The organism is Streptomyces sp. NPDC040545, from assembly GCF_055595065.1.
Genome location: NZ_JBVIWA010000004.1, coordinates 266,332 through 290,458 on the forward strand (window position 1 = coordinate 266,332; position 24,127 = coordinate 290,458).

General features: G+C 70.6%; 18 protein-coding genes. 8 read left to right on the forward strand and 10 right to left on the reverse strand.

The features are described 5' to 3' along the window. Positions 1 to 124: 124 nt before the first annotated feature. The 5 genes from ACZ573_RS11685 (at position 125) to ACZ573_RS11705 (ending at position 3,718) form a co-directional block, all read left to right on the forward strand. Complete coding sequence (locus ACZ573_RS11685) at positions 125 to 517, forward strand: hypothetical protein (RefSeq protein WP_471302338.1); 393 nt, start codon at positions 125 to 127, stop codon at positions 515 to 517. A gap of 77 nt (positions 518 to 594) precedes the next feature. Further along, positions 595 to 1,395 (forward strand): lipoyl(octanoyl) transferase LipB, encoded by an 801-nt coding sequence (lipB, locus tag ACZ573_RS11690; RefSeq protein ID WP_471302341.1) that lies wholly within the window; start codon positions 595 to 597, stop codon positions 1,393 to 1,395. Positions 1,396 to 1,516: 121 nt separating this feature from the next. Then, positions 1,517 to 2,470, forward strand: a complete 954-nt coding sequence (lipA, locus tag ACZ573_RS11695; protein ID WP_301371603.1) for a lipoyl synthase — start codon at positions 1,517 to 1,519, stop codon at positions 2,468 to 2,470. Positions 2,471 to 2,811: 341 nt separating this feature from the next. Beyond that, positions 2,812 to 3,009, forward strand: a complete 198-nt coding sequence (locus tag ACZ573_RS11700) for an SCO2195 family GlnR-regulated protein (RefSeq protein WP_030010916.1) — start codon at positions 2,812 to 2,814, stop codon at positions 3,007 to 3,009. Positions 3,010 to 3,019: 10 nt separating this feature from the next. Next, on the forward strand, positions 3,020 to 3,718 hold the full coding sequence (locus ACZ573_RS11705) for a DUF4191 domain-containing protein (protein WP_314253123.1): 699 nt from the start codon (positions 3,020 to 3,022) through the stop codon (positions 3,716 to 3,718). Positions 3,719 to 3,824: 106 nt separating this feature from the next. Here the strand turns inward: ACZ573_RS11705 and ACZ573_RS11710 are convergent, their stop codons facing one another. After that, complete coding sequence (locus ACZ573_RS11710; RefSeq protein ID WP_471302345.1) at positions 3,825 to 4,292, reverse strand: RDD family protein; 468 nt, start codon at positions 4,290 to 4,292, stop codon at positions 3,825 to 3,827. Between the two features lie 185 nt (positions 4,293 to 4,477). Here ACZ573_RS11710 and glnA point away from each other — a divergent pair, with 185 nt between their 5' ends. Together glnA and ACZ573_RS11720 are read left to right on the forward strand one after the other, a co-directional pair. Beyond that, positions 4,478 to 5,887 (forward strand): type I glutamate--ammonia ligase, encoded by a 1,410-nt coding sequence (gene glnA, locus ACZ573_RS11715; protein WP_471302348.1) that lies wholly within the window; start codon positions 4,478 to 4,480, stop codon positions 5,885 to 5,887. Between the two features lie 135 nt (positions 5,888 to 6,022). Beyond that, positions 6,023 to 6,607 (forward strand): hypothetical protein, encoded by a 585-nt coding sequence (locus ACZ573_RS11720; protein ID WP_471302351.1) that lies wholly within the window; start codon positions 6,023 to 6,025, stop codon positions 6,605 to 6,607. A 73-nt stretch (positions 6,608 to 6,680) separates the two neighbouring features. On the opposite strand, the gene ACZ573_RS11725 is transcribed toward ACZ573_RS11720, so the two are convergent. Continuing rightward, complete coding sequence (locus tag ACZ573_RS11725; protein ID WP_471302354.1) at positions 6,681 to 7,343, reverse strand: TetR/AcrR family transcriptional regulator; 663 nt, start codon at positions 7,341 to 7,343, stop codon at positions 6,681 to 6,683. A gap of 86 nt (positions 7,344 to 7,429) precedes the next feature. Here ACZ573_RS11725 and ACZ573_RS11730 point away from each other — a divergent pair, with 86 nt between their 5' ends. Further along, complete coding sequence (locus tag ACZ573_RS11730) at positions 7,430 to 8,200, forward strand: SDR family NAD(P)-dependent oxidoreductase (RefSeq protein ID WP_471302357.1); 771 nt, start codon at positions 7,430 to 7,432, stop codon at positions 8,198 to 8,200. On the opposite strand, the gene ACZ573_RS11735 is transcribed toward ACZ573_RS11730, so the two are convergent. The 8 genes from ACZ573_RS11735 to ACZ573_RS11770 form a co-directional block, all read right to left on the reverse strand. Beyond that, positions 8,201 to 8,719 carry a DUF4240 domain-containing protein gene (locus ACZ573_RS11735; RefSeq protein WP_468120543.1) on the reverse strand — a complete coding sequence of 173 codons (519 nt, stop codon included), beginning with the start codon at positions 8,717 to 8,719 and terminating at the stop codon, positions 8,201 to 8,203. A 124-nt stretch (positions 8,720 to 8,843) separates the two neighbouring features. Beyond that, a complete protein-coding gene (gene aceE / locus ACZ573_RS11740) occupies positions 8,844 to 11,528 on the reverse strand; it encodes a pyruvate dehydrogenase (acetyl-transferring), homodimeric type (protein ID WP_471302360.1) in 2,685 nt (894 codons plus the stop codon). Positions 11,529 to 11,757: 229 nt separating this feature from the next. Beyond that, complete coding sequence (locus ACZ573_RS11745) at positions 11,758 to 12,381, reverse strand: GntR family transcriptional regulator (protein WP_471302671.1); 624 nt, start codon at positions 12,379 to 12,381, stop codon at positions 11,758 to 11,760. A gap of 135 nt (positions 12,382 to 12,516) precedes the next feature. Then, the gene (locus ACZ573_RS11750; RefSeq protein WP_471302362.1) at positions 12,517 to 17,475 is read right to left on the reverse strand and encodes a caspase family protein; all 4,959 of its coding nucleotides are present in this window, start codon (positions 17,473 to 17,475) and stop codon (positions 12,517 to 12,519) included. Beyond that, positions 17,468 to 18,886 (reverse strand): alpha/beta hydrolase, encoded by a 1,419-nt coding sequence (locus ACZ573_RS11755; protein WP_471302365.1) that lies wholly within the window; start codon positions 18,884 to 18,886, stop codon positions 17,468 to 17,470. The genes ACZ573_RS11750 and ACZ573_RS11755 overlap by 8 nt, the downstream gene beginning before the upstream one ends. A gap of 119 nt (positions 18,887 to 19,005) precedes the next feature. Beyond that, positions 19,006 to 20,823, reverse strand: coding sequence for a 2-oxoglutarate dehydrogenase, E2 component, dihydrolipoamide succinyltransferase (gene sucB / locus ACZ573_RS11760; RefSeq protein WP_471302368.1), 1,818 nt, complete (start codon positions 20,821 to 20,823; stop codon positions 19,006 to 19,008). Between the two features lie 54 nt (positions 20,824 to 20,877). Continuing rightward, the gene (gene lpdA, locus ACZ573_RS11765) at positions 20,878 to 22,266 is read right to left on the reverse strand and encodes a dihydrolipoyl dehydrogenase (protein ID WP_030731050.1); all 1,389 of its coding nucleotides are present in this window, start codon (positions 22,264 to 22,266) and stop codon (positions 20,878 to 20,880) included. A 309-nt stretch (positions 22,267 to 22,575) separates the two neighbouring features. Next, positions 22,576 to 24,114: a leucyl aminopeptidase gene (locus tag ACZ573_RS11770; protein ID WP_471302371.1), complete on the reverse strand. Its 1,539-nt coding sequence runs from the start codon at positions 24,112 to 24,114 to the stop codon at positions 22,576 to 22,578. Between the last annotated feature and the right edge of the window lie 13 nt (positions 24,115 to 24,127).

Here is a 24,127-nt window from a genome sequence, read left to right on the forward strand (position 1 = left end):
CGGCGTGAATGTAGCGGCGAACTTCGCCGATGCCGCCCTCTCTGCCCCACATTCATCCGATCGTGTGCAGAATGCGTAGGGCCCTTTACGGACCGGACCCCTCCGCCCGCGTACGCTGCGGCCCATGACCCCTCGGCCCCACGGGGCGCACCTCCCCGAGGAGCGAACCGCATCCACAGTCCCGCTGTCCCCGCCCGAACTGACCGAGGCGGAGTGCCGGCGCTGCGGCACCTACATCGCGGGGCTCGACGGCCGGTACGCCTGCGGGGTGTGCGGCTGGGTCAACGACCACTCGGAGGGCCACCGGCGGCTGCCGCGCGCGGACGAGGACCCGGACCGGCCGCTCAAAGGGCGGCGCCGGCCGAAGCAGCTGCCGGGACCCCCGCCGGAGCCCACTTCCGCGCCCACCCCCGAGGCCGTGCCGGAGCCCGTGCCGGAGCCCGTGCCGGAGCCCGTGCCGGAGCCCGTGCCGGGGCCCGTGCCGGGGCCCGTGCCCGGGCCCGTGCCGGGGCCCTGAAGGGGCTCGCGCGGGTCGCCGTACTCTTGGCTCGGTGAGGTACGTGCACACAGCAGGTTCAATGAGGAGGCGCTGCGGTGGCTGAGCTTGGGTTTGTCCATCTGGGCTTCGGACCGGAATCCGTCGAGTACACCCGGGCGTGGGACGAACAGCGCAGGGTGCACGCGGCCCGCTTCGCGGACGAGATCGAGGACACCTGCCTGCTGCTGGAGCACCTGCCGGTCTACACGGCGGGCCGGCGCACCGACCCCAGTGAGCGCCCGCTCGACGGCACCCCCGTCGTCGACGTGGACCGCGGCGGCAAGATCACCTGGCACGGCCCGGGCCAGCTGGTCGGCTACCCGATCATGAAGCTGCCCCGCCCCGTGGACGTCGTCGCCCACGTCCGCCGCCTCGAAGAGGCCCTGATCCGCACCGCCGCCGAGTTCGGCCTGGAGACCACCCGGGTCGAGGGCCGCTCCGGCGTCTGGGTGCTGGGCGACCCCGTCGAGGAGCGTCCGAAGATCGGCGGGCTGTCGCTGGAGTTCGACCCCCGGCTGCACGACGAGGAGTTCGACCCGCGGCTGAACGGCCCCGAGTACGCCCCCTCCAACGCCGGCCAGCGCCGCGAGGACCGCAAGCTCGCCGCCATCGGCATCCGGGTCGCCAAGGGCGTCACGATGCACGGCTTCGCGATCAACGTGAACCCGGACAGCACCTGGTTCGACCGGATCATCCCCTGCGGGATCCGGGACGCCGGTGTGACCTCGCTCTCGTACGAACTGGGCCGGGAGATCACCATCACAGAGGTGCTTCCGGTGGCCGAACGGCACCTGAAGGACGTACTGGAGCACGCGGAGCCGAAGCCCCGCGAGATAGAGCCAGCCGTGGGCTCCTAGCCCCCTGGCCCAGCCCCGGGAATGAGACCGGCCGCTCGCAGGTTGGCCGACGTAAGAGCGTATGAAATTACGGGCGTACCCTGGTGGGCGCCCGAACAATCGAAGTCACAGGGAGCCGGTCGTGTCCGCAGTCGCACCCGACGGACGCAAGATGCTGCGCCTGGAGGTCCGTAACGCCCAGACCCCCATCGAGCGCAAGCCCGAGTGGATCAAGACCCGGGCGAAGATGGGTCCCGAGTACACCAAGATGCAGGCCCTGGTGAAGGGCGAAGGACTGCACACGGTGTGCCAGGAAGCCGGTTGTCCCAACATCTACGAATGCTGGGAGGACCGCGAGGCCACCTTCCTCATCGGTGGTGACCAGTGCACCCGGCGCTGTGACTTCTGCCAGATCGACACGGGCAAGCCCGAGGCGCTGGACCGTGACGAGCCGCGGCGCGTCGGCGAGTCCGTGGTCACGATGGACCTGAACTACGCCACCATCACGGGCGTCGCGCGCGACGACCTGGCCGACGGCGGCGCCTGGCTGTACGCGGAGACCGTGCGCCAGATCCACCAGCAGACGGCGGGCCGCGAGTCCGGCCACACCAAGGTCGAGCTGCTGGCCCCCGACTTCAACGCGGTCCCGGAGCTGCTGGAGGAGGTCTTCGCCTCCCGCCCCGAGGTCTTCGCGCACAACGTCGAGACGGTGCCGCGCATCTTCAAGCGGATCCGCCCCGGCTTCCGCTACGAGCGCTCGCTCGACGTGATCACCAAGGCCCGCGCCTACGGCCTGGTGACCAAGTCAAACCTGATCCTCGGCATGGGCGAGGAGCGCGAGGAGGTCTCGCAGGCCCTGAAGGACCTGCACGAGGCCGGCTGCGAGCTCATCACCATCACCCAGTACCTGCGGCCCTCGCCGCGGCACCACCCCGTCGAGCGCTGGGTGAAGCCGGCCGAGTTCGTGGAGCTGGCGAAGGAGGCCGAGGAGATCGGCTACTCCGGCGTGATGTCCGGCCCGCTGGTCCGCTCGTCCTACCGTGCGGGTCGCCTCTACCAGCAGGCGATGGAGAAGCGCAGCGGAGCCGTAGCGTAGGTTGCGGGTCCGCCCGAGGTACGAGGGCGGGCACGCGGCCGGAGCGGTGGCGAGGCGGAGCCCGACCGAGAGAACCAGAAGCGCGCGAGCGTCTGATCGTCCGTGATCCGAGCGTGTGAAGTCGCGCACAAAGCGTTACTAGTAGGTAACACCGCATCGACGCGGCCCCTAGGCTCTTCCCTGAGGAAGAGTCCGGCGGGCCGCGTCGGTGTGTGCAACGTGTCAATCACATTTGACCGACCGGTCACGCCCTGGTAACACCAGTCAGTGACGCTTGGTCCACGCACCGCACACACCGCTCGCGTCGCGCAGAGGCGAGCATCGTGAAAGGGATCGACATCATGCAGGCCGCGCCCGTACGCGCCATTGCCATCCCGACCCTCTCCGACGCCTTCCGGGGCATTGAGTCCCTGCTGATGAGCGGGGCCCGCCGCAACGCCTGGACGGCGGTCCTGGAGGACCGCAAGAGGGCCAAGGACCGGGTCGAAACCGAACATGTACTTGAGGCCGCGGCTACCCGAACCCCGCAGGCCACGTAAACTTCGCTTTATGGCGAGGAAGTCAAACGCAGAGACTGCTGCGAACCCCGGGCGACTGAAGCAGATCGCCCTGACGTACAAGATGACGCGCAAGGCGGACCCGAAGGTCGGTCTGATCGTCGCAGGCGTGGGCATCGTCACCTTCGGTGTCTTTCTCGCGATCGGCTTCCTGGTCGGGCATGAGCTCTACCTGGGCATCCTGGGATTCCTGGTGGCGTTCCTCGCGATGGCGATCGTCTTCGGACGGCGGGCCGAGCGGGCTGCCTTCGGGCAGATGGAAGGGCAGCCGGGAGCGGCCGCGGCCGTGCTGGACAACGTGGGACGGGGCTGGACGACCACCCCTGCCATCGCGATGACCCGGCAGCAGGACATCGTCCACCGCGCCGTCGGCAAGGCCGGCGTCGTGCTGATCGCCGAGGGCAACCCGAACCGGGTGAAGCCGCTGCTCGCGAACGAGAAGAAGAAGCTGGCCCGGATCATGCCGGACGTGCCGGTGCACGACTTCATCGTGGGTACGGGCGAGGGCGAAGTGCCGCTCAAGAAGGTGCGCACCACCCTGCTCAAGCTGCCGCGCGTGCTGGCCGGCCCGCAGATCACCGAGGTCAACGACAAGCTGCGCGCCATGGGTGATCTCATGAGCAACATGCCGCTGCCGAAGGGCCCCATGCCGAAGGGCATGAAGATGCCGCGCGGCGGAAAGATGCGCTGACCAGCTCACCTGATTTTCGTATACGACACAGGGGTGCCCCCCGAGCCCGCGAGCTCGGGGGGCACCCCTGTGTCGTACGCGTGGGGCCCGCAGTGCGGGGCCGGTTCTAGATGCGGACCTGGACGGCGCGGGCCAGCCGGTCGTGGAGGCCGCGGCCGTCGCGGTCCCAGATCAGCGCCGGGACGACCAGGGCCAGCAGCAGCGTGCGCAGGACCACCCGGACGATGCCGAGACGGCCGCCGGACTCCGAAATCACCCGGAGGCCGAGGATCCGCTTGCCGGGGGTGAAGCCCACGGTGCCGACCGTCAGGATGGTGAGGGCCACGAAGAGCGCGAGGGTCCAGTTGCCCGCCGCGGTCAGGTCGCCGCCTGTGATCAGCCCGTAGGCAATCAGCTGGCAGCCGATCCAGTCGATCGCGACGGCGCCGAGCCGGCGCCCGAAGCGGGCCACCGAGCCGGGCCCCTGCTGGGGCAGGCCGAGCCGCTGACCCGGATAGCCGAAGTCGACGCCCATCTCCTCGGCGGCCGCGCGGGGGCCGGAGAGCCAGGATCCGATTGCCTGTCTGTTGTCCACCCGAACACGGTACCCGTGGCGCCGCAGGGCCCTCCGGCCGGACCCTGGTTAACTTGTGCGAAACAAATGGGTCATGCTTGGGAAATCCCGTCTGCTTATGGTCGGGTCAGCGTGCGGCACCGCACTGACGCGCCACGAGCTATAAAGCCCGTCCCTCCCCCGGGGCCGGGAGTAGGAGGAGTTGGATGTTCAAGAACGCCGACGAAGTGAAGCAGTACATCGAGGAGAACGACGTCAAGTTCGTCGACGTCCGCTTCTGCGACCTGCCTGGTGTGATGCAGCACTTCACCATCCCGGCGCGAGCGTTCGACCCGGCGGAGGAGCTCGCCTTCGACGGATCCTCGATCCGCGGCTTCCAGGCGATCCACGAGTCCGACATGGCGCTGCGTGCCGACATCACCACCGCGCGTCTGGACCCGTTCCGCAAGGACAAGACGCTCAACATCAACTTCTTCATCCACGACCCGATCACGGGTGAGGCCTACAGCCGCGACCCGCGCAACATCGCGAAGAAGGCCGAGGCGTACCTCGCCTCGACCGGCATCGCCGACACCGCGTTCTTCGGCCCCGAGGCCGAGTTCTACGTGTTCGACAGCGTGCGCTTCGCGACCTCCGCGAACGAGGGCTTCTACCACATCGACTCCGAGGCCGGCGCCTGGAACACGGGCTCCGAGGAGAACAACCGTGGTTACAAGGTCCGCTACAAGGGTGGTTACTTCCCCGTAGCCCCGGTCGACCACTTCGCCGACCTGCGCGCCGAGATCTCCCTCGAACTGGACGCCCAGGGCCTCCAGGTCGAGCGCCAGCACCACGAGGTCGGCACCGGCGGCCAGGCCGAGATCAACTACAAGTTCAACACGCTGCTCGCCGCGGCCGACGACCTGATGCTCTTCAAGTACGTCGTGAAGAACGTCGCCTGGCGCAACGGCAAGACCGCGACCTTCATGCCGAAGCCGATCTTCGGTGACAACGGCTCGGGCATGCACGTGCACCAGTCGCTGTGGGCGAACGGCGACCCGCTGTTCTACGACGAGGCCGGCTACGCGGGCCTGTCGGACACCGCCCGCTACTACATCGGCGGCATCCTCAAGCACGCCCCGTCGCTGCTGGCGTTCACCAACCCGACGGTGAACTCCTACCACCGCCTGGTGCCGGGCTTCGAGGCGCCGGTCAACATGGTGTACTCGCAGCGCAACCGCTCCGCCGCCATGCGCATCCCGATCACGGGCTCGAACCCGAAGGCCAAGCGCGTCGAGTTCCGCGCGCCGGACCCGTCCTCGAACCCGTACCTCGCCTTCTCGGCGCTGCTCCTCGCGGGCCTCGACGGCATCAAGAACAAGATCGAGCCGATGGAGCCGATCGACAAGGACCTCTACGAGCTCTCGCCCGACGAGCACGCGAGCGTCCCGCAGGTCCCGACCAGCCTCGAGGACGTCCTCAAGGCCCTGGAGGCGGACCACGAGTACCTCCTGGCCGGCGGTGTCTTCACCCCCGACCTGATCGAGACCTGGATCGACTACAAGCGCACGCACGAGATCGCCCCGATCGCGCTGCGTCCGCACCCGCACGAGTTCGAGCTTTACTTCGACATCTAAAAACGCCTGATGGGAGGCCCCTCGCCACGCTCTGCGGAGTGTGGCGAGGGGCCTTTCCGCTTTGACAGGGCCGCACGGGCGAGTGAGGGTGGAAATGACCTAAAAGCCTCATAAGCGACACACGTGCGGAGGTGCATGACAATGCGCCGTAAGATCGTTGCGGCAGCCATGGCGGGCGCCGCGGGAATCGCGATAGGCCTGCTGCCCGTCGCCAGCGCCTCGGCTTCGGTCGTCACCGGTAACGGTGGCGGTGGCGGGAACGGTGGCTACAACTGCTACCGGTATCCCTCGAACCGCTCCGACGCCCGGTGGGACGCCTGCTGCAACCACGACTGGCGCAACCGCCCCAGCTGGTGCTGGGACCAGGGCGGCGTCGGCGGATACAACGACAGCTGGCGCGACAACCGCAACTGGCACGACTCGAACTGGTCGAACTGGAACTGGAACGACTCCGGCCGCGGTGGCAACGGTGACTGGGGCAACCACGACGACTGGGGCAACGGCCGCGGCGGCAACGGTGACTGGGGCAACGGCCGTGGCGGCGACGGCGGACGCGGTGGTGACGGCGGCGGCAACTGGGGTGACGGCGGCGGTCGCGGTGGCGACGGCGGCGGCAACTGGGGCGGCGGGGGCGGCGACGGCGGTCGCGGAGGCGACGGCGGTGGAGGCAGCTGGGGTGGCGGAGGAGGGGGCGGCGGTGGCGGCGGCTGGGGTGGCTGAACCCCACCTGGAGACGTAGAGCCGCCGGCCCGGCACCGGCCCTGCCCGACGACCCGATGCGATGCCCCTGTTCCTACCCCTGGCGGAGGAGCAGGGGCATCGCCCCTGTGAGGTCACGCAGGCAGCGGACCGCGAGTTCCGCCGGCGATCCGGAGCCCGAGACCGGGGCCTGCGTCGTCGACCACAGCTCCAGCGAGACACGGATCGCGTCCGTGGCCGCCGCCGCGAGCAGACGTACCTCCAGCGGGTCCGCCTCCGGGCCCGCCAGCCGGGAGATCACCGGGACCAGGTGCTCCTCGGAATCCTGGTTCACGCGGTACCAGACCGCGCGCAGGGCCTGGTCGTCCGCCGCCGCGCGCAGCAGGCCGCGGGTCACCTCCAGGCCCTCCTCGACCGCCTGCTCTCCGCTCAGGGACCGGGTGACCGCGCGTTCCAGCGCCTCGCCCAGCGGCGTGCCGGGGTCCTCCTCGGCGAGCAGGGCGCGCCAGGCGTCACCTCCGCCGGCCAGCAGCGGGGCCACCGCCTCCTGCTTGTTGCGGAAGTAGCGGTAGAAGGTGCGCAGTGCCACCCCCGCCCGGTGGGCGATGTCCTCGGCGGTGGTGCCGTCGGGGCCGTGTTCGGCGAACAGCTCGCAGGCCGCGCGGGCGATGTCGAGCTGGGTGGCGGCCTTGCGGCGCTCGGTCAGCGACTGGGCTCCGGGGCCGGCCTGGGGAGAGTACGGACGAGGGGATCTCACGGGTGAAGCGTACCCCTCGCCACCCTCGACGATTACATCCTTTGTCATGATGGCAAAACGTGCCATTGCTTGGGTACGCTCGCGCCATGAACCGTTACGAAGGACGTCGCGTCCTCATCACCGGCGGTGGCTCCGGCATCGGCCAGGCCACCGTCCACCGCATCCTCGCCGAGGGCGGCCGGGTCCACACCGTGGACGTCGACGAGGCCGGCCTGAAGGCCGCCGCCGACCGGGCCGCCGCCGACGGTCACGCGGCCCGGCTCACCACCGCGCTCCTCGACATATCCGACGAGAGCGCCGTCAAGGAGGGCGTGGCCGCCGCGGCCGCCGTCCTCGGCGGTATCGACGTACTCGTCAACGCCGCCGGCATCCTGCGCTCCGGGCACACCCACGAGACCACCCTCGACCTCTGGAACCAGGTCATCGGGGTCAACCTGACCGGCACCTTCCTGATGATCCGCGAGACCCTCCCGGCGCTGCTCGCGGGCGACCGGCCGGCCGTCGTGAACTTCAGCTCCACCTCGGCGTCCTTCGCCCACCCCTACATGTCCGCCTACGCGGCCAGCAAGGGCGGCATCCAGTCCATGACCCACGCGCTGGCCGCCGAGTACAGCAAGCAGGGCCTGCGCTTCGTCAGCGTCGCTCCCGGCTCCATCGAGAGCGGCATGACCACCGGCAACGGCCCCGGCCTGCCGCAGGACACCGACTGGTCCCTCTTCACCAAGCTGGCCCCGGCCCTCGGCCAGGGCTTCGCCGGCCCGCAGACCGTCGCCGGCGTCGTCGCCATGCTGGGGTCCGAGGACGGCGCCTTCATCACCGGTACGGAGATCCGCATCGACGGCGGCACGCACTACTGATCACGCGCGGAACCGGTCCCACAGCCGGGGGAAGCGCTCCGCGAGCACGGCTTCGTTCTCGAAGTCCAGCGGGGCGCCCTCCGGCTCGGCCGCCTGCATCGGGATGCCCAGGTCCGGCGCCACCGCCCCGGTCAGCTGCTCGTACGCCTCGTCGGCCGCGTACCCCAGCTCCTCGCCGTCCCCGTCGATCTCCTCGTCGAAGTCGCCCAGGAGCTCCGCCAGCTGGTCGGGATCGTGCACCCCGCCCTCGAACACCTCCCGGCCCTGGCCGATCAGCCAGCACCGGAAGTAGTCGAAGGCGTCGTCGCTCGCCCCGTCGAGCAGCACCCAGGCCGCGCCCCACAGGTCCCAGGTGTACGCCCGGTTGTACCGGGACTCGAAGTGGCGGGCGAAGTCCAGGACGGAGTCCGGGTCGAGCAGTGAGAGCCGCTCCACGAGCAGCTCGGCGTGTTCCTCGGGGTCGCCGTCGGCGGCCTCGCGGGTACGGTCGACGATCTCCCAGAACTCCGTCTCGTCCATCACCGCTCCAGCATCACGGGTTCACCCCCCGGCCGCCACCGCTCATACGGCCAAAGGCCGGTGTCCGACCCCCTTGGCGGGGCCGGACACCGGCCTTCGGCATGCTGTGCGCGGGCGCGGGACCTTACAGGCCGTAGCGCTCCCGGGCCTCCTTGACGGCGGACGCCGGCACCTCGCCGCGGCGGGCGAGCTGGGCCAGCGCGGCCACCACGATCGACTGGGCGTCGACACCGAAGTGGCGGCGGGCGCCCTCGCGGGTGTCGGACAGGCCGAAGCCGTCCGTACCGAGCGAGGTGTAGTCCTGCTCCACCCACTGGCTGATCTGGTCCGGGACCTGACGCATCCAGTCGGAGACGGCGAGCACCGGGCCGGCGGCACCCTCCAGCGCGCGGGTGACGTACGGAGTGCGCACCTCGCCGCGCAGCAGCGCCTCGTCGCACTCCAGCGCCTCGCGCCGCAGCTCGCCCCAGGAGGTGGCGGACCAGACGTCGGCGGCCACGTTCCACTCGGCGGCCAGCAGCTTCTGCGCCTCCAGGATCCAGTGGATCGCCGTACCCGAGGCCATCAGCTGGACCTTGGGGGCGTCGGCGGCCGGGGCCGCCTCCGCCAGGTCCGCCGCCGTGTTGAAGCGGTAGAGGCCCTTGAGGATGCCCTCCTCCACGCCCTCCGGCATGGCGGGCTGCACCTTCGGCTCGTTGTAGACCGTCAGGTAGTAGAAGACGTCTTCCGGCGTCTCACCGTACATCCGGCGCAGACCGTCCTTGACGATCACCGCGATCTCGTACGCGAAGGCCGGGTCGTAGTTGAGCGACGCCGGGTTCGTGGACGCGATCAGGTGCGAGTGGCCGTCCGCGTGCTGCAGGCCCTCACCGGTCAGCGTGGTGCGGCCGGCGGTGGCGCCGACGATGAAGCCCTTGCCGAGCTGGTCGGCGAGCTGCCACATCTGGTCGGCGGTGCGCTGCCAGCCGAACATCGAGTAGAAGATGTAGAACGGGATCATCGGCTCGCCGTGCGTCGCGTACGACGTGCAGGCGGCGATGAAGTCGGCCATGGCGCCGGCCTCGGTGATCCCCTCGTTGAGGATCTGGCCGTCCTTGGCTTCCTTGTAGTACATGAGCTGGTCGCGGTCGACCGGCTCGTACGTCTGGCCCAGCGGCGAGTAGATGCCGGCCGACGGGAAGAGGGACTCCATACCGAAGGTACGGGCCTCGTCGGGGACGATCGGCACCCAGCGCTTGCCGGTCTCCTTGTCCCGCATCAGGTCCTTGACGAGCCGGACGAAGGCCATGGTGGTGGCCATCTCCTGCTTGCCGGAGCCCTTGAGCAGCGGGGCGAAGGAACGCTCCGCCGGGGCGGGCAGCGCCACGTGCTTGACCTTGCGGGCCGGGGCCGGACCGCCGAGCGCCGCGCGGCGCTCGTTCAGGTACTGCACCTCGGGGCTGTTCGCGCCCGGGTGGCCGTACGGGACCTGGCCGTCGGCGAAGGCGCTGTCCGGGATCGGGAGGCCAAGGAGGTCACGCATGTCCTTGAACTCGTCGATCGTCAGCTTCTTCATCTGGTGGTTCGCGTTCTTCGACTCGAACCCGGCGCCCAGCGTGTAGCCCTTGACGGTCTGCGCGAGGATGACCGTCGGCGCGCCCTTGTGCTCCAGGGCGGCCTTGTACGCAGCGTAGACCTTGCGGGGCTCGTGGCCGCCGCGGGAGGAGTGGAAGCACTCGGCGATCTTCGCGTCGGAGAGCACCCCGGCCAGCTGCACGAGCTCGGCGTTGGCGCCGAAAAAGTGCTGGCGGATGTAGGCCACGTCGCGGGTCGCGTACGTCTGGAACTGAGCGTCCGGTACCTCGCGCAGGCGGCGTACGAGGGCGCCCGTGGTGTCGAGCTGGAACAGCTCGTCCCAGGCGGAGCCCCACAGCGACTTGATGACGTTCCAGCCGGCGCCGCGGAACTGGGCCTCCAGCTCCTGGACCACGCGGAAGTTGGCGCGGACCGGACCGTCGAGGCGCTGCAGGTTGCAGTTGATGACGAAGGTCAGGTTGTCGAGCTGCTCGCGAGAGGCGAGGGCCAGGGCGGCGGTCGACTCGGGCTCGTCCATCTCGCCGTCGCCCAGGAAGGCCCAGACGTGCGAGTTGGCGGTGTCCTTGATGCTCCGGTTCTGCAGGTAGCGGTTGAAGCGCGCCTGGTAGATCGCGGAGAGCGGGCCGAGGCCCATGGACACCGTCGGGAACTCCCACAGCCACGGCAGGCGCCGCGGGTGCGGGTAGGACGGCAGGCCGTTGCCGCCGGATTCCTGGCGGAAGTTGTCGAGCTGCTGCTCGGAGACGCGTCCGTCGAGGAACGCGCGGGCGTAGATGCCGGGGGAGGCGTGGCCCTGGATGTAGAGCTGGTCACCCGATCCGTCGGCCTCCTTCCCGCGGAAGAAGTGCTGGAAGCCGGTCTCGTAGAGCCACGCGGCGGAGGCGAAGGTGGCGATGTGGCCGCCGACGCCGTACTTGGAGCCGCGGGTCACCATGGCGGCCGCGTTCCAGCGGTTCCATGCGGTGATCTTGGCTTCCATCTCCTCGTCACCGGGGAACTCGGGCTCCGCGGCGGTGGGGATGGTGTTGACGTAGTCCGTCTCCAGCAGCTTGGGCAGGGCGAGGCCGGCGGCCTCGGCGTGCTGGAGCGTGCGGCGGAGCAGGTATTCGGCGCGGCGCGTACCGGCGGCCTGTGCGACAGCGTCGAGAGAGGCCGCCCATTCGGCGGTCTCCTCGGTGTCGCGGTCCGGGAGCTGGTCGAGCTCGCTCGGAAGCTTTCCTACGGGGTCGGACATTGCTGTGCGCCGCCTTCCGGACAAAGGAGAGGTGGTGAAAAAATCCCTGACGGGCAGGACAGGGTCGGTGGACCTGGTTGAGGTCCGCGACGACTGTAAATCGCTGATCGATGATCGATCAAATGAAAGTGACAAAGAAACGTCCATCCGGCGAAAGTCGGCACCGCGTGCCAGGGAAAAGGGCACGCGGTGCCGGTCAAACGCGGACAAAGGGGCGCTCCGCAGTCGATCAAGCGCGCGGGGCGCACCCCAGCACATGCCGCTTCACGAGCAGCCCGATGTCCGGATCCTGACTGCGGAACGCTTCGACGAGGGCCTCGTGCTCCTCGGCGTACGACTTCTGGACGGTCCCCAGCCAGCGGATGGACAGCGCCGTGAAGACCTCGATGCCCAGGCTCTCCCAGGTGTGCAGCAGCACACTGTTCCCGGCCGCCCGCACCATCTCCCGGTGGAACCCGACGGTGTGCCGTACCTGCGCGGTCCCGTCCTCGGTCCGGTCGGCCTCCCACAGCGCCGCCACGTGCGGCTCCAGCGCCGAGCAGTCGCTCGCCAGCTTCGGCGCGGCCAGCTCGGCCGCGATCTGCTCCAGACCCGCCCGGACCGGGTAGATCTCCTCCAGGTCGGCCGCGGACAGGTTCCGTACGCGCACGCCCTTGTTCGGCGCCGACTCGATCAGCCGCAGCGTCTCCAGCTCGCGCAGGGCCTCCCGTACGGGCGTCTGGCTGACCTCCAGCTCCACGGCGATCCGGCGCTCGACGATCCGCTCGCCGGGCTTCCAGCGCCCGCTGACGATCCCCTCCACGATGTGCTCGCGGATCTGCTCGCGCAGCGAGTGCACGACGGGTGGGGTGATCATCGGGGCTTCATCTCCTGTAGGGGCATGCATCGCTTCGATGCGTAGACAATACGGCCGAGTAGGCCGACGCGATGCGTTCCGCATCAGGGACGACGGGTGAGGCTGGTTACAGGGTGCCCCGGTGGGTGGGGGTCATCCGGCCAGGAGGCCCTGCAGGAGCGCGCTCAGGGCCGGGGCGTGCTGGGGGTGTTGGCCGATCATCCCGGCGATCTCGGCCATGACCCGATCACGCTCCCCGGGCTCGGCGGGGGGCCAGGGGGCCTCCTCCTCCTGAGGGTCACCGTTCAGGAGAGCGGCGAGGCGCACCCGGGCCAGTCCGGCGAAGTCCTGGCCATGTACGAGGGACTCCAGCAGCCCGGCGGCGCGCAGGAGCCCGGACTCCACCCGCGGCGCTGCCAGGAGCCGTCGGATCCGCTCCTGCAGGGCCGCGTAGCTGTCGAGGTACTCGTACGCGGCGGGGACACCGTCGGCGCGGGCCAGGGTGACCACCGCGAACTGCACGGCGGACGCAGGTGCTTCCAGGTCTTCGCCGAGCAGTGCGAGGGCGTCGTCGTGCAGCAGATATCGGCTGTGCCCGATGAGGAAGTCCCGAGCCTCCTCCGAGTCCGCGAGTTCACCCCATACATCAAGGAGTTCCAACGTGCGATGCGGTCGGAAGGCCGTGTCGGCATCCTTAGCCCCGGCCACGCGCACGATCTGCAGATGTATGTCGGCCGTGGGCTCGACCAGGGCAAGCTCCTCCAAGGCGACGGAGACCTCGGCCGAGCGGAGCTCATCCGCGTGCTCGTCCCAGAACTCGCGTGATTCCTCCCAGGCGGGGGAGTCGATCCACCGTGTGACCAGATCCTGCGTGGTGGGGGAGAGCGCGAGCCAGTCCGGAGCCTCGGTGCCCTTCACCTTGCGCCACAGAGCGATCACCTGGGCGGCGCTCGCGGCATCGGTGCGGCTGTGGGCCCGGAGGAGCTGCCGCGACTGGATCGTCACGGCGTCAGCGGGCGGCGGCTGGGCCAGCGAGATGAGGGTGCGGACGCCGTCCGGGGCATTCAGGCGCTTGATCTGGAAGTGCGCGCGCTGGAGGGCGAGTTCACGGGTGGCGCCCGGGTGTGCGGACAGAGACCGCTCGGCTTCCTGGTACGCCTCCACAGTCTGCCGGGGCGGGATGATGAGGGCCTGGGCGGCGAGGGATTTGGAGAGGTCCCGGAGGTACGCCGACGGATGGATCCGGGCGAGGCCGGTGCGGATGGCGATGGCCTCGGCGATGCTGGCGCGCGCGCCCTGCCGGTCTCCGGTCTCCGCCTGGTGGATCGCCAGATTGTTCACCGAGTGGCCCAGCTGTGGGAGGTGGGCGGCGGGGTCGCTCTCGGTGAGGGTCCGGCGGATGGCGACGGCCTCGGTGCTCGTGGCCAGGGCTCCCCGCAGGTCTCCGCTGTGGTGCTGGTGGATGGCATGGCTGCTGATGGCCCTGGCGAGCGCGGGCAGGTGGCGGGCGGGGTTGTCCTCGGCGAGCGGGCGCAGGATGGCGAGGGCCTCCTCATTGGCGGCGAGTGCGCCCACGTGGTCGGCGGCTCTGGCCTGAAGGTTGGCGAGGCTGATGAGGGACGAGGCCAGGCCTCGAAGGTGGGCGATGGGGTCGCTCTGGACGAGGGTCCTGTGGATGGCCACCGCCTTGGTGATGGTGGCAAGCGCACTCCGGGTGAGCCCTGTCGCGCTCAGGTGCTCAGCGAGGCCTCCCAGTGCCGTGGCCAGGTCCGAAAGGTATGCGCCGGGGTCTTCCTCCACGAGAGCGGTGCAGAGAGCGACCGCTTCGCCACTGGAGGCGAGCGCGCCGCCCCCGTCTCCTGTTTCTGCCTGGCAGAGGGCCAGATTATGGAGGAGGCTCGCGAGCTTGGGCAGGTGGACCGCCGGGTTGTCCCGGGCGAGCTCTCGTTGGAGGTCGACGGCTTCGACGAGGGTCGTCAGGCCACTTTGCAAGTCCCCGGTCTTCGACTGAAGGCTCGCGAGAGTGTCGAGGGCGATCGCGAGGCCGGGGTTGTGGGCGCCGGGGTCGCTGTGGGCGAGGCCTCGGAAGAGGTCGACGGCTTCCGAGGCGGTGGTGAGTGCTCCCCGCCGGTCGCCGGCGTGCTCCTGATGGACGGCGAGGTTGTCTAGGTAGCTCGCGAGGTGGGGCAGTCGGCCGACCGGGTTGTCCCGGGTGAGCGTGCGTTGGATGGCGATGGCCTCGTGGCTGGTCCCGAGGCCGCTCTGCCAGTCTCCTGCCTCTGCCTGACAGCGGGCGAAGTTGTCGAGGAAGCCGGCGAGGTAGGGCAGGTGAACGCCAGGGTTGTCCTGGGCCAGCGTTCGCTGGATGGTGACGGATTCGGCTGCGGCGATGAACGCACCCTGCCGGTCCCCGACCGATCTCCGACTGATGGAGAGGCTGTTCAGGGACGTCGCGAGGCCGGACACGTGGGCGGCCGAGTTCCCGCGGGCGAGCGTCCGCTGAATGGTGACGGCTTCGGCGATCGAGTCGAGTGCGCCCCGGCGGTCCCCCGTCGCCGCCTGGCTCTTGGCAAGGTTGTTCAGGGACGTTGCGAGGTCGGGCAGACGGGCGGCGGGGTTGGCTTCGGCGAGATTCCTGCGGATGGCGATGGTCTCCGTGATGGTGCTGAGCGCTCCCTCACGGTCACCTGCTTCCAGCAGATGGACCGCGAGGTTGTTGAGAGACGTGGCGAGGCCGGACAGGTGGACCGTGGGAGCCGCCTGGGCGAGTCCACGATCGATGTCCACCGCTTCCTTGCTGGTGTTGAGGGCCCCTTGCCAGTCGCCCATGTCGCGCTGGTGCACGGAAAGATTGGTGAGGGACGTGGCGAAGTTGCGCAGGTGCGCCACGGGATCGGCATGGGCGAGGGCCCGGTAGAGCTCGACGGCTTCGTGCGAGGGTGCGAGCGCCTCGGCGCGCCGGCCCGTCCCGGACAAGGAGACGGCTCGTATTCCGAGTGTCTGGGCGAGCTGAGGGCGGAAGGTCTCGGGCTGCAGGTCGACCAGCTCGCGGATCAGCGTGACACCCCTCTCCCCCGCCATCGCCGCGTGCGTCGGCAGCGACCATCGCAGGTAGGGGTTGGCCTCCTCGATCACGCTGGCGTCGCCACTCTGCTCCCGCAGCAGCCCGACCAGTGCACTGGCGACCTGGCAGGCCGGGTCGGTCGTGCGGCCCGGCCCCGCGCGAAGGTGGTCGATGAACTCGCGGTGGTACAGGCGGTAGACCGCCTGAAAGCCGTCGGAGTCCTCGATGACGTACCGGCCGTACGTGTTCAGCAGCCAGTCCACGTCCTCCGGGCCGTACTCGACCCCGTCCCCGCCGAGGGCTGAAGCCACCGCTTCCCAGACTCCGCGGGCCGGCATGCCGGTGCCCGCGCTCCAGGCCAGAGCCGTCAGCAGGTCCTCGGCCGCGCCGGGACGCGGCCCCTGCCGCAGGTCCTCCGTCAAGGCGGCGCTGACGGAGGACGGGACGGCCTCGCTCCAGTCCGAGGAACCCGAGGCGGAGAACCGCCGGATCACCGAGCCGATCGCCAAACGGGCGAAGAGGAAGCCGCCGCTGCTCCGGCACGCCCGTGCGGTGATGAGCCTGGCCGCCTCGGCTGCGTCCACGGGCGGCAGGTCCGCTTTCAGCAGGCGACGCCGGACGTACTCCGCGATGTCGCGCCCGGTGTCGGGTTCCGCGTCCAGGTCGGATGCCGTGGCCCGCGAGTCCAGGAGACGGCTCAAGGCCTGGTCGAGCGGCTCCGACGGGGTTGCCCCGGGGCGGAAGGACCGGTCCCGGGAACCGAGCAGGACGCAGGTCAGACGACTCAGGGGGGCCAGGAGCTGCTCCACGATGGGACCGGCCTGGTCGGGGGCCGCCTCGTCGAGGCCGTCCAGGACCAGCACCGGACGCCGACGGGTCTGCGGCCACTCCCGCTCCACATCGGCGATCAGGGCCGCGGGGGTCTGCGGAGGATCCAGGTCCAGAGCCCGGGCCACGGACTCGGCCAGCTGCTGCACCGTGAAGCCCCGTAGGTGCAACGAGCCGGCCACTGTGCCCTCACCGGGGTCCGGGTCCCCAGGACCGAGCGCGTCATGCGCGAGGACGTCCGCCCGGTGGACCGGGTCGGACAGCGTCGAGATCCGGCCCAGTACGGCGGACTTCCCGCTCCCCGCGCTGCCCGTCACCAGGAACAGTCCGGGCTGCCCGGCCTCCAACCACTCCAGGATGTCCCCGAGTACACGCCGCCTGCCGGTGAAGAACCACCCCTCGTCCACGCGGTCCGCCCCGGACGCCGCCCGGACCAAGTGCTCCACCAGTTCCGGCCTGGGAGAAGCCCTGCCGCGCGGATTGTCGAACATCGGCCGGTCCTCGCCGATGGCGGCGGCGACGGGCCGCTGACCCACGTCGCCCGGCCACTGCGCCTGCACCGCGCGCATGACGGCCGCACCGCTGATCCGGGCGTTGCGTTTGCTCCACTCGTGCCGGTACTCCTTCGCCCGCGGTCCCTCGGCGAGCACCCGGGTCAGCGTCTCCATGAGGACTCCGCTGCCCTCCGCCTTCTCCTGGGGCCGGCAGCTCGCGATGAGCCCCACCCACGCCGCTCGGCCGGGCGGCAGGCTGCGCTCGGCCAGCTCGTTCAGCGCGTTCTCCAGCGACGCTCTGACCGCCGCGCCCGAGTGGCAGGTGTCGATGACCATCAGCACCTGGTCCGCCCCACTGGCCAGGGCGGCGGAGGTGAGGCGGCCGGCGGAGTACGTCTCGTCCTCGTCCTTCGGCCGCTTCGTATCGTGGACGACCAGCCGCAGGTCGTGGTGGTGGAGTTCGCCGTGCCCGGACCACAAAACCACGGCCGGCCCGTGGGTCCCTCCGGTGCTCCAGGCCTCCCGCCACCGGGCCACCACGGAGCGGAGCGCGGACCAGCCCGGGTCCGCTGCCACGGTCGGCGTGAATCCGTACCCTTCCAGCAGCGCGCACAGGCCCCGCATCTGCTCGGCCGCCCCCGTCAGGGCGGGGAATCCCGGGCTCTCGTAGTTTTCGACCACGACCCCCAGCACGGTTCCGTGGGCCTTCCCGTCCTGGTCACTCATCGCGGCCGCCCACCAGGGACAGCGCCGTCACCGTCGAATCCGGGCGTCCCGTCGGGCGGACCGCCAGCCGGTAGGCGCCCGGCTGCGGGGGCGGGAAGGCGGCGGCGTACCGGCCGCCGCCCAGGTTCCGGAGGGTGCGGGACACCGCTGGCCGGGCGTTGCCGGCCGGGCGGAGTTCCGCGGTGATCCGCAGCTCGTCGTGGGCGACGGTCCCGCTCGGGACCGTGACCGCGACCTCGTACGGCTCCCCGGGCATCGCGAGCCCGGCGGCGAGCACGCCCAGCCCCACGTACTCCCGTACCTCCCCACGGTGGAACGGGGCATCGTGGCCCAGCAGCCCCCAGAGGGCCTCCCGTACTCCGTGGTGGTTCTGGAGGGAACCGTGCTGTTCGCACGGGGTGTGGGACTCGGGCACTGCGTAGCCCGTGGCGGCGGAGTCGGCGGGCCGGGCCGCGAGGCGCGGGACCGTGCCGTCGCCGCCTTCGTCCACCGTGCCGATCTCTCGCAGGGGCGTCAGCAGGTCTCCCTCGTACGCGGCGGTCGTGGCGGTCGGCTGCCGCACGCCGACGATGGCGTGCAGCTCGGTGGGTGCGGGGCGGCCCGCGGCCCGTCGCAGTGCGGCGTGGAAGCGGCCGGCGTCCTGGAGGAGCTCGGCGTCGACGCCCGGCAGCCCCGGCAGATCACGGGGGTGTGCGAGGCCGTCCGGCGCTGCCACACACGCGTAGTCGGGAGCCAGCTGGTGCAGGGAGGGCAGGCTGCGGGCGAAGGAGCCGAGGTCGACGCCCAGACGGCCCCAGCCCTTGCGCACCCCGTTGACCAGGTGGGTGAGGGCGTCGAGGGACCCCCTGTGCGGGGTGCCCAGGGTGATGAGGCGGCGGGTGATCTCATGACCGGCCAGGCATTCCACGTAGTGGCGGGCCACGAGGCCGCCCATGGAGTGGCAGAGGAAGATCACACGGGCGTCCCGGCGGTCGGAGGCGGAAGCACGCCACCGCTCCAGTTCGCGCTCCGTACGGTCCTTCAGGCGCTCCGCGTTGTAGCGGCAGGACAGGCGCCAGTCGTAGGGGAACGGCAGCAGGTTCCCCGGAGTCCCGGGTGAGACGGGGGAGAGGGTGAATTCACGCTCCAGCCAGCCCAGCAGGTCCGTGTAGCCGTCCACAGGCTGCCAGACACCCGGGATGACGTGCAGATCGGGCATCACGCCCACCGGGACGACCCCGTCCCCGGGATGTGCGTCACCGATGCCGGCGGGGAGGCAGAGCCGGCGCACGGAGCCGCCGAACGTGCGGATGCCCCGCCATAATGCGCCACCGGAGAGTCCCCAGACCGGTTTGCCGTCTCCGTCCGCCAGCTGGCTGCCCATGATCCCCGGCAGCACGACGACAAGATCGGTCACCCGCGCACGTGCCATACGACGTTCCCCACCCCTCCCGCCCGACCGCTCAGGGTACGACGACGGCGCCCCCTCCCGGAGGGTGTTCCGGAAGGGGGCGCCGCATCGAGTGGCTGCCGCGGGGCGGCGGCGGAGCCTTACAGGCCGAGCTCGACCTCGAACTCGCCGGCCTCGAGGATCGCCTTGACGGCCGAGAGGTACCGGGCCGCGTCCGCGCCGTCCACCAGGCGGTGGTCGTAGGACAGGGTCAGGTACGTCATGTCGCGGATGCCGATGTTGGTGCCCTCGGCGGTCTCGATGACCACCGGGCGCTTCACCGTGGCACCGATGCCCAGGATGGCGACCTGGTTCGGGGGCACGATGACCGTGTCGAACAGCGCACCGCGCGAGCCGGTGTTGCTGATGGTGAAGGTCGCGCCCGACAGCTCGTCCGGCGTGATCTTGTTGCCGCGGACCTTGGCGGCCAGGTCGGCGGTCGCCTTGGAGATGCCCGCCAGGTTGAGGTCACCGGCACCCTTGATGACCGGGGTCATCAGGCCCTTCTCGGAGTCCACGGCGATGCCGATGTTCTCCGAGTCGAAGTAGGTGATGGTGCCCTCGTCCTCGTTGATCCGGGCGTTGACGACCGCGTGGGCCTTCAGCGCCTGGGCAGCGGCCTTGACGAAGAACGGCATCGGCGAGAGCTTGACGCCCTCACGGGCCAGGAACGCGCCCTTGGCCTTCTCGCGCAGCTTCATGATCTTGGTGATGTCCACCTCGACCACGGAGCTGAGCTGAGCCTGCGAGTGCAGGGCCTTCATCATGTTGTCGCCGATGACCTTGCGCATGCGGGTCATCTTGACGGTCTGACCGCGCAGCTCGGACACCGCGGCGGCCGGGGCCTTCGCGGCGGGAGCGGCGGCGACCGGAGCCGGGGCGGCAGCGGCGGCCTTGGCGGCCTCGGCGGCGGCCAGGACGTCCTGCTTGCGGATACGGCCACCGACACCGGTGCCCGAGACCGTGGACAGGTTGACGCCGGACTCCGAGGCGAGCTTGCGCACCAGCGGGGTCACGTACGCGGCCTCGTCACCGGCGGACGCCGGAGCGGCGGCCGGGGCCACCGGAGCCGGGGCGGCCGGAGCGACCGGGGCCGGAGCGGCCACCGGGGCGGCGGCCTGGACCGGAGCCGGAGCGGCCGGGGCGGCCGGAGCCGGAGCGGCGGCCGGGGCCGGAGCGGCCGGAGCCGGGGCGGCCGGGGCAGCCGGGGCCGGAGCGGCCGGAGCCGGAGCGGCCTCGGGGGCCGGGGCGGCAGCCGGAGCCGGGGCGGCCGGAGCGGCACCGGCGACGCCGATGACGGCCAGACGGGCGCCGACCTCGGCGGTCTCGTCCTCGCCGACCAGGATCTCCAGCAGCGTGCCGGAGACCGGCGCGGGGATCTCGGTGTCGACCTTGTCCGTGGAGACCTCGAGCAGCGGCTCGTCGGCCTCGACGGACTCGCCGACCTGCTTCAGCCAGCGGGTGACGGTGCCCTCGGTGACGGACTCGCCCAGGGCGGGGAGCACGACATCGGTGCCGGACGCGGCCGGGGCGGCTGCGGGGGCCTCGGCGGCCGGAGCCGGGGCCGCGGGGGCCTCGGCGACGGGAGCCGGAGCGGCAGGGGCCTCGGCGGCGGCAGCCTCGGCGGCGGGGGCGGCGGCCGGCTCGGCGGCCGGAGCCCCCGCGGCGGCCGGGGCGCCGGAACCGTCGTCGATGACGGCCAGCTCGGCGCCGACCTCGACGGTCTCGTCCTCGGCGACCTTGATGGAGGCCAGGATGCCCGACACGGGCGAGGGGATCTCGGTGTCGACCTTGTCGGTCGAGACCTCGAGCAGCGGCTCGTCGGCCTCGACGCGCTCGCCCTCGGCCTTCAGCCAGCGGGTGACAGTGCCCTCGGTGACGCTCTCACCGAGCGCCGGAAGGGTTACGGAAACCGACATGGTTTCAGTTGCTCCTAACGAAAGTGCGGAAGTGGTCGTCGCGCCCGTGACGAATTAGTCGTGGGAGTGAAGCGGCTTGCCGGCGAGGGCCAGGTGGGCCTCGCCCATCGCTTCGTTCTGGGTCGGGTGCGCGTGGATGAGCTGCGCGACCTCGGCCGGCAGAGCTTCCCAGTTGTAGATCAGCTGGGCCTCGCCGACCTGCTCGCCCATCCGGTCACCGACCATGTGGACGCCGACCACGGCACCGTCCTTGACCTGGACGAGCTTGATCTCGCCCGCGGTCTTGAGGATCTTGCTCTTGCCGTTGCCCGCCAGGTTGTACTTCAGGGCCACGACCTTGTCCGCGCCGTAGATCTCCTTGGCCTTGGCCTCGGTGATGCCGACGGAAGCGACCTCGGGGTGGCAGTAGGTGACGCGCGGGACACCGTCGTAGTCGATCGGGACGGCCTTGAGGCCGGCCAGACGCTCTGCGACCAGGATGCCCTCGGCGAAGCCGACGTGCGCGAGCTGGAGGGTGGGGACGAGGTCACCGACGGCCGAGATGGTCGGCACGTTGGTCTGCATGTACTCGTCGACCAGGACGTAGCCGCGGTCCATCGCGACGCCCTGCTCCTCGTAGCCCAGACCCTGGGAGACCGGGCCGCGACCCACCGCGACCAGCAGCACCTCGGCCTCGAAGGTCTTGCCGTCGACCAGCGTCACGCGGACGCCGTTCTCCGTGTACTCGGCCTTGTCGAAGAAGGTGCCCAGGTTGAACTTGATGCCGCGCTTGCGGAACGCGCGCTCCAGCAGCTTCGAGCTGTTCTCGTCCTCGACCGGCACGAGGTGCTTGAGGCCCTCGATGACGGTGATGTCGGAACCGAAGGACTTCCACGCCGAGGCGAACTCGACGCCGATGACGCCGCCGCCCAGGACGATCGCCGACTCGGGGACGCGGTCCAGGACCAGCGCGTGGTCCGAGGAGATGATGCGGTTGCCGTCGATGTTCAGGCCCGGCAGCGACTTCGGCACGGAGCCGGTCGCCAGCAGGATGTGGCGGCCCTGGATGCGCCGGCCGTTCACGTCGACGGAAGTCGGGGAGGAGAGGCGGCCCTCTCCCTCGATGTAGGTCACCTTGCGGGAGGCGACCAGGCCCTGCAGACCCTTGTACAGGCCCGAGATGACCTCGTCCTTGTACTTGTGGACACCCGCGATGTCGATTCCCTCGAAGGAGGTCTTGACACCGAACTGGGCGGCTTCACGAGCCTGGTCCGCGATCTCGCCCGCGTGCAGCAGAGCCTTCGTGGGGATGCAGCCGTTGTGCAGGCAGGTGCCACCGAGCTTGTTCTTCTCGATCAGGGCAACGTCCAGACCCAGCTGGGATGCGCGCAGCGCCGCGGCGTAACCGCCACTGCCACCGCCGAGGATCACTAGGTCGAAAACGGTGCTGGCGTCGTTCGCCACGTCACGTCCTCCATGCATGTGCGCCGGGCACCGGTCCTCTGTGACCGGGCGGCGGCTGGTATACGGCCGCTTGTTTCTTCGGCCCTGTGGTGGGGGCCCTGTCCTGCCGAGAACCCATCTTCGCATTTGTCGGGGGAACACGGGACGCCGGGCCCACGATGTGATCGGGCGATCCTCCCGGACCGGGGGTTACCGCGGCGTAGGTACCTACCGAGATACCTGCCGATTCCTTCAGGTTTCGTCGTGAGACGGACGCACCCCGGGCCCTGACCCGGCCCGGGGTGCGTCACATCACATCGAACGGGGTGATCAGCCCAGGTCGCCCGTGGCCGTGCGCTCGGCGAGACGCACCAGGGTGCGGACGGCGGAGCCGGTGCCGCCCTTGGGGGTGTAGCCGTGCGGCGCGCCCTCGTGGAAGGCCGGGCCGGCGATGTCGAGGTGGGCCCAGGTGATGCCCTCGCCGACGAACTCCTGCAGGAAGAGGCCGGCCACCAGGCCGCCGCCCATGCGGACACCCATGTTCGCGATGTCGGCGGTGGGGGAGTCCATGGTCTTGCGCAGCTCCGCGGGGAGCGGCATCGGCCAGGAGGACTCGCCGACCTCCTCGGCGATCTCGTGGATCGACGTGCGGAAGGCGTCGTCGTTGGCCATGATCCCGAAGGTGCGGTCGCCGAGGGCGAGCACCATGGCGCCGGTCAGGGTGGCGACGTCGACGATCGCGTCCGGGTTGTCCTCGGAGGCCTTGGTCAGCGCGTCACCGAGGACCAGACGGCCCTCGGCGTCCGTGTTGAGGACCTCGACGGTCTTGCCGCTGTACATGCGCAGCACGTCACCGGGCTTGGTGGCGGAGCCGGACGGCATGTTCTCGGCGAGGGCGAGCCAGCCGGTGACGTTGACCCGCAGGCCCAGCTTCGCGGCCGCGACGACGGAGGCGAAGACGGCGGCGGCGCCGGCCATGTCGCACTTCATCGTCTCGTTGTGGCCGGCCGGCTTCAGGGAGATGCCGCCCGAGTCGTAGGTGATGCCCTTGCCGACGAAGGCCAGGGTCTTCTCCGCCTTGGGGTGCGTGTAGGTGAGCTTCACCAGGCGCGGCAGGTTCTCGGAGCCCTTGCCGACGCCCATGATGCCGCCGAAGCCGCCCTTGACCAGGGCCTTCTCGTCCAGCACCTGGACCTTGACGCCGTTCTCCTTCGCGGCCGCGGAGGCGATCGCGGCGAAGGCCTCGGGGGTCAGGTCGTTCGGCGGGGTGTTGACCAGGTCGCGGGCGACGTTGACCTCGGCCGCCACGATCGCGGCGCGCTCGGCGGCGGCCTTGTGCTCCTTGTCGCGGGGCTTGGCGCCCAGCAGGGCCACCTCGGCCAGCGGGGCCTTGGGGGCCGCGCCCTTGGCCTCCTTGCGGACCTTGTTCTCGCCGCCCTGGTAGGCGGTGAAGGCGTACGCGCCCAGCAGGGCGCCCTCGGCGACGGCGGTGACGGCCGAGGCGTCCTCCAGCGGGAGGGCGAAGGCGGCCTTCTTGCTGCCGTGCAGCGCGCGGGCGGCGGCGCCGGCGGCGCGGCGCAGCACCTCCTCGTCGAACGACTCGTCCTTCTCGGGGACGGAGCCGAGCCCCACCGCCAGCACGACCGGGACCTTGAGGCCCGCCGGGGCCGGCAGCTTGGTGATCTCGCCTTCGGCGCCCGAGGCGCCCAGCGCGTCGAGGACGCCGGCGAGCTTACCGTCGAACGCCTTGTCCACGGCCTCGGCGCCCGCGGCGACGATCGGTCCCTTGGGGCCCTTCGCCACGCCGACCACGAGGGCGTCGGCGCGGAGCGTCGCCGCGCCGGCAGTGCTGAGAGTCAGAGCAGTCACGGTGGTGAAGTCT